Source organism: Enterococcus sp. DIV1937, from assembly GCF_050535975.1.
GTDB lineage: Bacteria > Bacillota > Bacilli > Lactobacillales > Enterococcaceae > Enterococcus > Enterococcus faecalis.
The window spans coordinates 2,578,835-2,590,793 of record NZ_CP172909.1 but is presented as its reverse complement, the minus strand read 5'-3'; the positions used below and the strand labels follow the sequence as shown (position 1 = coordinate 2,590,793).

Genomic DNA, 11,959 nt, shown 5'->3' with positions numbered 1-11,959 from the left:
GTTTGATTAATTATTGCTAATGTATTTACTGTTTGGGTGCTCGGTATCCTGCTGCTTCTGCTTCTTCAACAGTAGAGAACCAAGCTACTGGATTCGTAGTTCTATTATAATATCTACTTCCAGGTACATGATAAATTCCATTACGTGACCCTTTAATTAAGGCGTTACCGCTTGGTGCTTCCGCAGCAGCCGTCTCGACTTCTGCCGGCGCCTGTGCGGCTTGTTGCGCCTCTGCTTCAGCTTGCGCTTTTGCTGCCGCTTCGGCTTGTTCTTTTTGCGCTTTTTCAGCGGCTAGTTTCTGAGCTTCTGCTTCTTTTCGTTGTTTTTCTTTGTGGGCATCTAATTGAGTTTTAACAACGGCTACCCGTTTTGTTAAAGCTTGATTTGGGGAGTTTAAAGCGTCAATTTGTTTGACCGCTTCATTATAGTAAGCTTCATTGGTTGGTTCTTGTTCAGCTTTTTCAACAGCGGCAGTTGCACTGGCGACTAATTGTTCATTTTTTTCTTTTTCAGCGATAGCGGTTTGAACAGTCGTTAATCGTTGTTGAAATCCTTCTTTACCAACTGGGGCAGCAGCTACTAATTTTTCAGCTGCTTGATAATCGCTTTTACTTTTAGATTTTTCAGCAGTTGTAACTGCTTCATCAACAGGTACTGCTTCTTTGATTTTTTCAAGGCGATCATTGTATTCCTCGTATTCTTGACTTAATGAAGATACTAAGGTTGCGGCTTCATCATAGTTTTTCTGAGAAGGTTGTTTTTCAGCGTAAGCTAAGGCTTTTTCTGTTTTGGCCAATTCTTGTTCAGAATCTGTGATGCTTGCAATAAATTCTTTTGATGGTGTGACTTCGACTGATTTTTCAACTTTGGTATCTTTCTTCTCAGCCACAAAGGTGATTTTTTGCGTTTTTTCATCGGACAGTTTTACTTTGTAAGCAAACGTTTTGTCTTTTGTTTTTACTTCCTTGCCATTGGCCGTTAGTTTGCTGTTGCCGTCGTATTCGCCTTTGATGGTGGCTGAGCCATTGGCATCGGTTTCAACACTCTCTGCATCAAGTGAAAGCGTTGGGGAAGAATCTGTCGTGGCAACCCCACCAATAAATAGAGCGGCACTTGCTAATGCGGCATAGCCATATTGTTTTTTCGGTTGTTTCTTGATTAATGCTTTGATAGTCAGACCCCCGCTGACAAGTAACCCTAATAGACCCAAAAGTACTAATACTACACTCATTCATTTCTCTCCTTTCGATATAACGTTATTATACAATGTATTGTGAGAAAATGAACATTTTTTTCGTAATAATTAATAAATTTCCTGATAAAAAAATTATTTCCTGAAGCTCAAATTCTTTTGTAAAAATTTTGTTGTGCTAAAATGGAAAGTGAGTTTAACTACGTATGTTATTAGAGAAGGGGAAATCAATGAAAGCAGAAATCATTGCAGTCGGAACAGAGTTATTACTTGGACAAGTAGTGAATACCAACGCCACCTTTTTATCAGAAGAGTTAGCTGCGCTAGGCATCGATGTTTACTATCAGACCGTTGTTGGCGATAACGGCGGCCGCTTAGAAACGCTACTAACAGAAGCAGAACAAAGAAGTGATTTAATTGTCCTTTGTGGAGGGCTAGGACCTACAGAAGACGATTTAACCAAGCAAGTTGTCGCACAACATCTCCATAAATCATTAGTAGAAGATCAAGAAGGATTGAACCGCTTACACCAGTTTTTCCAACAGTCTAAGCGGCCAATGACGGAAAATAATCTACGACAAGTGTTAGCCATTGAAGGTGGACAAGTTCTTCAAAACCCGACAGGATTAGCGGTTGGTTCTTTCGTAACAGAAGGCACAACAAGCTATTTGCTCTTACCAGGGCCGCCCAATGAATTAATTCCGATGTTCCAACAAGCGGCACGACCTTTATTGATTAATGCGTTTCCACAAGAAGAACAATTGATTTCAAGAGTCTTGCGTTTTTATGGCATTGGTGAATCACAGCTGGTGACCGAGATTCAATCGTTGATTGCGCACCAAACGAATCCAACCATTGCGCCTTATGCTAAGCCTAATGAAGTGACACTTCGTTTAACAGTTAAAACAAAAGACTTAGTAGCTGGCGAAGAATTATTAACAGCGACGGAAGAAAAGGTTTTAGCTAAAGTGGGAGACTATTTTTATGGGTATGGGGATGACAATAGTTTAGCCAAGGTAACAGTGGATTTGTTATTACAAAACGGACAAACCGTCATGGCTGCTGAGAGCCTCACCGCTGGCCTATTCCAAAGTACACTGGGGGAAATTGCGGGTGCTTCGAAGATTTTTAAGGGAGGCTTCGTGACGTATTCGCAAGAAACAAAAGAGAACTTTTTAGGAATTTCTCATGAACTTTTAGAAGAACATGGCACGGTAAGTGAAGCGTGTGCCAAAGAAATGGCAGAGAAAGCGCGTCAGTTAGCTAAATCTAACTATGGTTTATCATTTACTGGGGTCGCTGGTGACCCAATCGAAGGTCAACCGACAGGCACTGTTTGGATTGGGCTGGCGGAAGAAGGCCAACCAACCATTGCAGAATGTTTCCATTTTAACCGTGACCGAAATTATATTAGACAGAGTGCGGTTATGCGAGGGTTAGATCTTTTGCGGCGCCGAATCATTAATAAAAAATAAATACGCGAATGTTTGTTCGGTTTTTTCTTGCTTTTTTGGTACAAAAGAGATATGATAGACCTACTAACAGGAAATGAAAAATAAGTTTATATAAATTAAAGGAGGATTATCCATTGGCAGATGATCGTAAAGTGGCTTTAGATGCCGCACTGAAAAAAATTGAAAAGAACTTTGGGAAAGGCTCTATTATGAAATTAGGCGAAAAAGCTGATCAAAAAATTTCAACTATCCCTAGTGGTTCTTTAGCGTTAGATGTTGCATTGGGCGTAGGTGGGTATCCACGTGGCCGAATTATTGAAGTATATGGTCCTGAGAGTTCAGGTAAAACAACTGTTTCTTTACACGCAATTGCAGAAGTGCAACGAAATGGTGGAACAGCCGCTTTTATCGATGCTGAGCATGCATTGGATCCTCAATATGCGGAGAAACTAGGCGTTAACATTGATGAATTACTTTTATCTCAACCAGATACGGGCGAGCAAGGCTTAGAGATTGCCGATGCCTTAGTTTCAAGTGGTGCGATTGACATCGTTGTCATCGACTCGGTTGCTGCGTTAGTTCCTCGTGCAGAGATTGATGGTGAGATGGGAGCGAGCCATGTCGGCTTACAAGCTCGACTAATGTCTCAAGCACTACGTAAATTATCAGGCTCAATTAATAAGACAAAAACAATTGCTATTTTCATTAACCAAATTCGTGAAAAAGTTGGCGTGATGTTCGGAAATCCTGAAACAACTCCTGGTGGACGTGCATTGAAATTCTACGCAACGGTTCGTCTAGAAGTCCGTCGTGCAGAACAGTTAAAACAAGGAACAGACATCGTCGGTAACCGCACAAAAATTAAAGTCGTTAAAAACAAAGTGGCGCCACCATTTAAAGTGGCAGAAGTTGATATCATGTATGGCCAAGGGATTTCCCAAGAAGGCGAATTACTAGATATGGCTGTGGAAAAAGACCTTATCAGCAAAAGTGGTGCTTGGTATGGCTACAAAGAAGAACGAATTGGCCAAGGCCGTGAAAATGCCAAACAATACATGGCGGATCATCCTGAAATGATGGCAGAAGTGTCTAAATTGGTCCGTGATGCATACGGCATCGGTGACGGTTCAACCATTACAGAAGAAGCAGAAGGTCAAGAAGAATTACCCTTAGATGAATAAATAACGAGTGAATACGACTCGTTAAGAAGAAGGACAACACTTACTGAACAGGACAGGTGTTGTCTTTTTTTGTTTAGAACTAAATTGTTAAATAGACTGTTGTCCATGTCCGAACCCATCCACATCAAGCAGCTTAGTCAAACAGCAGACTATGCGGCGTTTGTTCTAAAATTTAAACAATTTGTGATGGCGGAAACCTAAAAATGTGACGTTGTCTAATATTTGCTGCCCTTTCCAAAAGAAAGGGCTTTTTTAAGTTGACACCTTTCGCGACAAACATTAGAATAAAATTGTGTGTATGCACAAATATGCAAGTAGGCATATTGATAATTGATTTTAGTTTATCAAAAAACTACAAGATATGAATTAACAAAAAGATAGTATGGAGGTGGAAATATGGTTTTAAATATTCTCCTCGCTATCGTCGGTTTGATTGTCGGTCTTGGTTTAGGATTTGTTATTGCAAAGTCACGTCATGATAAAGCAATAAATGGTGCAAAAATTTCAGCGTCGAGTATTCTCGAGAACGCTCGGAAAGAATCAGAAACACTGAAAAAAGAAGCATTGCTAGAAGCTAAGGAAGAGAACCAGAAGTATCGTTCAGAAATTGAAAGTGAGTTGAAAGAAAGCAGATTAGAACTTAAATCTCAAGAAAATCGTTTAATTCAACGGGAACAAACGTTGGATCGTAAAGATGACTCTCTTGAAAAACGTGAAGGCTCACTGGAAGAAAAAGAAGAGAAACTTGGTGCTAGACAGCAATTAATTGATGAGCGAGAAAAAGAAGTAGAAAACTTAATTAATCAGCAACATCAAGAATTAGAACGAATTGCTTCCCTTTCAAAAGAAGAAGCAAAATCGATTATTATGAAGTCAACAGAAGAAGAGTTGAATCATGAACTAACCTTGATGGTCAAGGAGTCAGAACAACGTGCCAAAGAAGAATCTGATCGCAAAGCGAAGAACTTGCTTTCCCTAGCAATTCAACGTTGCGCCGCCGATTCTGTTTCTGAAACAACTGTTTCCGTGGTCACTTTACCAAATGATGAGATGAAAGGTCGCATTATTGGTCGTGAAGGACGTAATATTCGTACATTGGAAACATTAACAGGGATTGACTTAATCATTGATGATACGCCAGAAGCGGTTGTGTTATCCGGATTTGATCCAATCAGACGAGAAATCGCTCGAATGACCTTGGAAAAATTAATCCAAGATGGTCGGATTCATCCCGCTCGTATCGAAGAAATGGTAGAAAAATCACGTAAAGAAATGGATGAACGGATTCGTGAATACGGAGAACAAGCAGCCTTTGAAGTAGGTGCTCATACGTTACATCCTGATTTAATTAAAATTTTAGGCCGTTTACGTTTCAGAACAAGTTATGGTCAAAATGTCTTGAACCACTCAATCGAAGTAGCAAAACTGGCTGGCGTTTTAGCCGCCGAATTAGGCGAAGATGTTCAATTAGCCAAACGTGCAGGTTTACTACATGATATTGGGAAAGCATTAGATCATGAAATTGAAGGTTCTCACGTTGAGATTGGCGCAGAATTAGCTGCGAAATATAAAGAAAATTCAGTAGTTATTAATGCCATTGCCTCGCATCATGGTGATGTGGAAGCAACCTCAGTTATTTCTGTTTTAGTGGCAGCCGCAGATGCGTTATCTGCAGCCCGTCCAGGTGCACGTAGTGAATCGTTAGAAAACTACATTCGCCGCTTAGAAAACTTAGAAAATATTTCTAATAGTTTTGAAGGCGTTGATTCAAGTTTTGCTGTTCAAGCAGGACGTGAAGTTCGTGTCATGGTGAAACCAGAAGAAATTTCTGATTTAGAATCTGTTCGTTTAGTTCGAGACATTCGGAAGAAAATTGAAGATGACTTGGATTATCCAGGACATATCAAAGTAACGGTTATCCGTGAAACACGTGCCGTTGACTATGCGAAATAAAATAAAAAGCGAATAAGTATCGCGTGTAGTGTCTCAACGAACAATTGCAAGGATTGTTCGTTGAGACACTTTTTTTAATCTTTTAAAACCAAAACTTTCTTTTCAAAGCGAAAACAACTATAATAAACAAGAGATGTTAAAAAGAGAAGAGGAACCTTTTTGCGTATATTATTTATAGGAGATGTTGTCGGTTCTTTAGGAAGAGAAGCCCTAGCAACGTATGTCCCTAAATTAAAGAAAAAATATCGTCCACAAGTGACCATTGCCAATGGTGAAAATGCGGCATCTGGTCGGGGAATTACTGGCAAGATTTATAAGAAATTTTTGCAAGATGGTGTCGATGTTGTTACGATGGGTAACCATACGTGGGACAACAAGGATATCTTTGAATTCATTGATGATGCGAAGAAAATGGTTCGTCCAGCGAACTTTCCAGAAGATGTGCCTGGTCAAGGAATGGTTTTTGTGAAAGTCAATCAATTGGAACTAGCGGTGATTAATTTACAGGCCCGCACATTTATGGTGCCATTGGAAGATCCTTTCAAGAAAGCCGCCGAGCTAGTGGCTATCGCTCGCAAACGGACACCGCTCATTTTTGTGGATTTTCATGGCGAAACGACAAGCGAAAAACAAGCCATGAGCTGGTTTTTAGATGGCCAAGTTTCAGCCGTTGTTGGAACACATACGCATGTTCAAACAAATGACGCTCGGATTTTACCGAAAGGGACAGCCTTCTTAAGTGATGTCGGTATGACCGGACCTTATGATGGGATTCTAGGAATGAAGCGTGAACCGATTATTGAGAAGTTTATGACAGCATTGCCGAAGCGCTTTGAGGTAGTCGAAACAGGGCGGACAATTTTATCTGCCTGTATTTTAGAGATTGATGACCAAACGGGCCAAGCGAAGATGATTGAGCCGATTCAGATTAGCGAAGATCGCCCGTTTCAAGAATAATAGAAGAAAAGTTAATCTCGGATCATTAAGAGGTTAACTTTTTCTGCTCTTATAGAAAAAGTGCCGGTGAAAGATGAAGGTGAAAAAATGGAGCCGTTGAATTTAGATGCACAAAGTAATAAAGAATTAGAAAAATTGTTACATTTAATTGGACAAGATGAAGTCATTCAGCGCTACCAAGCGATTGAAGAAAAGGTAAAGAAAAACAAAAAGCTGACAGAATTAGTGGAAGAAATTAAAGCTGCGCAAAAAGATGCGGTTCAATTTGCTCACTATGGCAAACCAACTGCTGAAAAAGAAGCCATTCAACGAGCTGATGCGAAAACAAAAGAGTTTGATGAGCACCCACTCGTTGTAGCCTACCGCGAACAACTGATCGAAGCCAATGACTTAGTCCAACATGTCACGGCGCTCATTCAATACCGCGTGAACGAAGAGCTAGAGAAGGAAGGGAATTAAATGCCACAAAAGACAAAAAATACACCCATGATGGAACAATATTTATCCATTAAGGCCCAATACAAGGATGCGTTTTTATTTTATCGCTTAGGTGATTTTTATGAATTATTTTATGAAGATGCTATCAATGCAGCGCAAATCTTAGAATTGACGTTAACCAGTCGTAACCGCAATGCGGATGATCCGATTCCTATGTGTGGCGTTCCTTATCATGCCGCGCAAGGCTATATTGATACGTTGATTGAGCAAGGCTATAAAGTAGCGATTTGTGAGCAAGTGGAAGATCCAAAGACTACCAAGGGCATGGTCAAACGAGAAGTGGTCCAGTTGGTAACGCCAGGGACGGTGATGAATAGTAAAGGCTTGGAAGCCAAAGACAATAATTACTTAACCGCTGTGCTAACAGATGGTAATCAGTTCGGTTTTGCCTATGTAGACTTGAGTACAGGCGAATTAAAAACAGCAGTCTTGGCTGATGAAGAGGGCGTTTTAAACGAAGCTTCTGCGTTGCAAACAAAAGAAATGGTCCTAGGTTCAGGGATTCCTGAATCGTTAAAAGAGAACTTAAGTTTACGTTTAAACATCATCTTTTCGACACAAGAAACGGTGGAAGAAAATGCCGAGTTTAGTTTTTTAACCAATGAACTGATTAATCCATTAGAAATTGAAATTACAGGCAAATTATTATCTTATTTATCCGTTACCCAAAAGCGGAGCTTGTCCCATATTCAGAAAGCTGTGGAATATCAGCCAGATCATTTCTTGAAAATGGATCATTATTCTAAATTCAATTTAGAATTGAGTCAGTCGATTCGAACAGGACAGAAAAAAGGGACTCTATTGTGGCTATTAGATGAAACGAAAACAGCTATGGGCGGCCGTTTGTTGAAACAATGGTTGGATCGTCCGCTAATTCAGGAACGTCAAATTAAGGAGCGTCAAGAAATGGTGCAATCCTTATTAAATGCCTATTTTGAACGCTTGGATTTGCAAGCAGCATTGACGAACGTGTATGATTTAGAGCGGTTAGCAGGACGCGTGGCATTCGGCAGTGTGAATGGGCGTGATTTAATTCAATTACGGACCTCTTTAGAACAAGTACCAACGATTCGACAGTTAATTGTCGGGATCAATCAAGGGGAATGGGATGATTTGTTAGTCGACTTAAACCCTGTTGAAGATTTAGTGGCATTGATTGCGACGGCGATTAATGAAGAAGCCCCTTTACAAATTACTGAAGGAAACGTTATTAAGGACGGCTATAACGACCAATTAGATGAATACCGTGATGCCATGCGCAATGGTAAGCAATGGTTAGCGGAGTTAGAAGCGAAAGAACGCCAAGAAACAGGGATTAAAAACTTGAAGATTGGCTACAATCGTGTCTTTGGTTATTTCATTGAAATCACTAAGTCAAATTTAGCGAATTTAGAAGAAGGAAAATACGAGCGGAAGCAAACATTAGCTAATGCGGAGCGCTTTATTACGCCAGAACTAAAAGAACTAGAACGTTTAATCTTAGAAGCCGAAGAAAAATCAGTTGAACTAGAATATCAATTGTTCTTGGCCGTGAGAGAACAAGTGAAAACGAACATTGATCGGTTGCAAACACTGGCTAAAACCATTAGTGCGGTTGATGTTTTACAATCTTTTGCAACAATTAGTGAACGGTATCAATACGTTCGACCAACGTTAAGAAGTAACACGAAAAATTTGGCGATTGTCGAAGGACGACACCCAGTCGTGGAAAAAGTTTTAGGGCATCAAGAATACATTCCAAACAGTATCCGCATGAACCCAGAAACAGATATTCTCTTGATTACTGGACCAAACATGTCAGGGAAAAGTACCTACATGCGTCAATTGGCTTTGACGGTGGTCATGGCGCAAATTGGCTGTTTTGTACCAGCGGAAAGTGCTGAAATGCCAATTTTCGATCAAATTTTTACACGGATTGGGGCCTCTGATGATCTAATTGCAGGGCAAAGTACCTTTATGGTAGAAATGATGGAAGCCAACCAAGCACTGCGGCACGCCACGCCTAACAGCCTAATTTTATTTGATGAATTAGGACGCGGCACGGCAACCTATGATGGAATGGCGCTAGCGCAAGCCATCATTGAATATATCCATCGTGAAGTACAAGCCAAAACGCTATTCTCTACACATTATCATGAACTAACTGTTCTAGATGAAACCTTAAAAGGCTTGAAGAATATTCACGTGGGCGCTGTCGAAAAAGATGGCGAAGTGGTCTTTCTTCATAAAATGATGGAAGGACCTGCTGATAAGAGCTATGGGATACATGTTGCTAAAATCGCTGGTTTACCAAGCCCGCTTTTAGAACGAGCAGCCACCATTTTATCCGCTTTAGAAGCGGAAGAAACAACGATTCCAATTTCAGTTCATCATGAAGAAGTTTCAGAAGTACATGAAGAAACCGAGCAACTTTCATTATTTAAAGAAGTTTCAACAGAAGAATTAAGTGTCATTGACACATTGAAGAAAATGAATCTATTAGAAATGACACCACTAGATGCGTTAAACATGCTTCATCAATTGCAAAAACGTATCTAATTAGGAACCGAACCGGTTAGGAGGTCGTGAAATGGGGAAAATTCAAGAACTATCCGAACAACTAGCCAACCAGATTGCTGCTGGTGAAGTTGTTGAACGTCCCGCTTCTGTCGTCAAAGAATTGGTGGAAAATGCACTGGATGCAGGAAGCACTCAAATTGATATTTTTATTGAAGAAGCTGGCTTGAAAACCATTCAAATTATTGATAATGGTGAAGGAATTGCCAAAGAAGATGTACTGAATGCCTTCAAACGCCATGCCACAAGCAAAATTCATACAAGAGATGATTTGTTCCGAATTCGCAGCTTGGGGTTCCGAGGCGAAGCCTTACCAAGTATTGCCTCAGTTTCTGAAATGATTGTCGAAACTGCCACAGCTGAGGAAGAAGAAGGCAGCTATGTGATTCTAAAAGGGGGCAAGGTCGAAGAAAACCGACCAGCAGCCCTCCGTAAAGGCACAAAAATGACCGTTTCTAATTTATTTTATAATACGCCTGCTCGTTTGAAATACGTCAAAACGATCCAAACGGAATTGGCCAATATCGGTGACATTGTCAATCGTCTGGCGTTAAGCCACCCTAAAGTCGCTTTTCGCTTAGTTCATGACGGCCACAAAATGATGAGTACAACAGGCAATGGTGATTTAAAACAAACGATTGCCGGGATTTATGGCATTAGTACCGCAAAGAAAATGTTGAAAATTGAAGGAAAAGACCTTGATTTTACTTTGACAGGGTATGTTTCATTGCCAGAAGTCACACGGGCCAGCCGCAACTATTTATCAACGATTATCAATGGTCGTTATATTAAAAATTTCGCGTTAAATAAAGAAATTGTAGCCGGCTATGGTTCGAAACTAATGGTGGGGCGTTTTCCAATTGCTGTGTTAGAAATTGAAATGGATCCGCTGTTAGTCGATGTCAATGTCCATCCTACTAAGCAAGAAGTTCGTTTAAGTAAAGAAAAAGATTTAATGGCATTAATTGAACAGGCGATTCAAGAAGTGTTGAGCCAAGAACAGTTGATTCCCAATGCGGCAGACAATTTGCGTTTTAAAAAGAAACTACCGCCAGAACCTAAAGCCGAACAAATGGAAATTCCTCTATCGACTGAACAACCTGCGGTAAAACAACGACCGGGCAGCTTAAGCTATAATCCCGCAACAGGCCGCTTCTATGCGGAACATGCGACAGACGAAACACCAGCCTCAAGCGCCCCTGAAGCTGTCAACCAGACAGAAAGAGCAGTGGACCCAATGGACGACCCATTTGCGCCGCCAGTGCCAGAATCAACGAGTGTAGCGGAAGAAACATCAGCTTACGAAACCTCTTCGGCAGCTGTTGATTCCGAAAATCATTGGGAAACAGCTAGTAATGAGCAACAGGTAATAGCCGAAGAAACGAAAATAACTGAAGTGCCTGATTCAGAACCTTCTCTGCGTTCATCAGAGGCTGCTGACGAGGTTTTCCAAGAAGAAATGAAACTTCACCCAGAATTCGATGCCAATAGCGCTACGAGTCAAAGAGAACTGAAACAAGCCCTGAACAAGTTGGAAGAAGAACGACCGACAGAACGTTTTCCTGAGCTAGAATACTTCGGTCAAATGCACGGAACTTATTTATTCGCACAAAGCAAAGATGGCCTGTTTATTATCGACCAACACGCTGCCCAAGAACGAATTAAATACGAGTACTTCCGTGAAAAAATTGGCGAAGTCAGTGATGATTTACAAGAACTATTGGTACCAATCGTTATTGATTATCCAAATAGCGATGCCTTGAAAATTAAAGAGCAGAAAGAAACCCTTGCGGAAGTCGGCATCCATTTGGAAGACTTTGGACAAAATAGTTTCATTGTGCGGGCGCACCCAACTTGGTATCCTGCAGGCGAAGAGGAAAGCATTGTTCGCGAGATGATTGACATGTTGCTAACAACTGGCTCGGTCAGCGTGAAAAAATTCCGTGAAGCAACTGCCATTATGATGAGCTGTAAGCGATCCATCAAAGCCAATCATTACCTCAATGAGCAACAAGCACGCGTGCTATTAAAAGATTTAGCCTTGTGCGAAAATCCGTTTAATTGTCCGCATGGACGTCCGGTGCTGATTCATTTTACGAATTCAGATATGGAACGAATGTTTAAACGCATTCAAGACCCCCATTAAAAAGAAACGAGGCGTCATCAAT

Annotated in this window: 8 protein-coding genes; 7 read left to right on the top strand and 1 reads right to left on the bottom strand. The window is 40.8% G+C overall.

The features are described 5' to 3' along the window. Positions 1–25: 25 nt before the first annotated feature. A complete protein-coding gene (locus IGL13_RS12430; protein ID WP_002367468.1) occupies positions 26–1,231 on the bottom strand; it encodes a hypothetical protein in 1,206 nt (401 codons plus the stop codon). A gap of 191 nt (positions 1,232–1,422) precedes the next feature. Here IGL13_RS12430 and IGL13_RS12425 point away from each other — a divergent pair, with 191 nt between their 5' ends. The 7 genes from IGL13_RS12425 (at position 1,423) to mutL (ending at position 11,937) form a co-directional block, all read left to right on the top strand. After that, positions 1,423–2,667: a competence/damage-inducible protein A gene (locus tag IGL13_RS12425; protein WP_430604609.1), complete on the top strand. Its 1,245-nt coding sequence runs from the start codon at positions 1,423–1,425 to the stop codon at positions 2,665–2,667. Between the two features lie 113 nt (positions 2,668–2,780). Beyond that, positions 2,781–3,827 (top strand): recombinase RecA, encoded by a 1,047-nt coding sequence (recA, locus tag IGL13_RS12420; protein ID WP_002354860.1) that lies wholly within the window; start codon positions 2,781–2,783, stop codon positions 3,825–3,827. 396 nt (positions 3,828–4,223) lie between these two features. Next, on the top strand, positions 4,224–5,780 hold the full coding sequence (gene rny, locus IGL13_RS12415; protein ID WP_002354863.1) for a ribonuclease Y: 1,557 nt from the start codon (positions 4,224–4,226) through the stop codon (positions 5,778–5,780). A 159-nt stretch (positions 5,781–5,939) separates the two neighbouring features. Continuing rightward, the gene (locus tag IGL13_RS12410; RefSeq protein WP_002354864.1) at positions 5,940–6,737 is read left to right on the top strand and encodes a TIGR00282 family metallophosphoesterase; all 798 of its coding nucleotides are present in this window, start codon (positions 5,940–5,942) and stop codon (positions 6,735–6,737) included. Positions 6,738–6,824: 87 nt separating this feature from the next. Next, positions 6,825–7,196 carry a RicAFT regulatory complex protein RicA family protein gene (locus IGL13_RS12405; protein WP_002354866.1) on the top strand — a complete coding sequence of 124 codons (372 nt, stop codon included), beginning with the start codon at positions 6,825–6,827 and terminating at the stop codon, positions 7,194–7,196. After that, entirely contained in the window at positions 7,197–9,773 is a 2,577-nt protein-coding gene (gene mutS / locus IGL13_RS12400) for a DNA mismatch repair protein MutS (protein ID WP_002378828.1), read from the top strand. It abuts the gene before it with no gap. Positions 9,774–9,804: 31 nt separating this feature from the next. Continuing rightward, on the top strand, positions 9,805–11,937 hold the full coding sequence (gene mutL, locus IGL13_RS12395) for a DNA mismatch repair endonuclease MutL (RefSeq protein WP_430604608.1): 2,133 nt from the start codon (positions 9,805–9,807) through the stop codon (positions 11,935–11,937). Positions 11,938–11,959: the final 22 nt, after the last annotated feature.

Excerpts from the sequence above, each read along its gene's own strand:
- IGL13_RS12430 (WP_002367468.1), bottom strand. The coding sequence starts at position 1,231 with ATGAGTGTAGTATTAGTACTTTTGGGTCTATTAGGGTTACTTGTCAGC.
- IGL13_RS12425 (WP_430604609.1), top strand. The coding sequence starts at position 1,423 with ATGAAAGCAGAAATCATTGCAGTCGGAACAGAGTTATTACTTGGACAA.
- rny (WP_002354863.1), top strand. The coding sequence starts at position 4,224 with ATGGTTTTAAATATTCTCCTCGCTATCGTCGGTTTGATTGTCGGTCTT.
- IGL13_RS12405 (WP_002354866.1), top strand. The coding sequence starts at position 6,825 with ATGGAGCCGTTGAATTTAGATGCACAAAGTAATAAAGAATTAGAAAAA.
- mutS (WP_002378828.1), top strand. The coding sequence starts at position 7,197 with ATGCCACAAAAGACAAAAAATACACCCATGATGGAACAATATTTATCC.
- mutL (WP_430604608.1), top strand. The coding sequence starts at position 9,805 with ATGGGGAAAATTCAAGAACTATCCGAACAACTAGCCAACCAGATTGCT.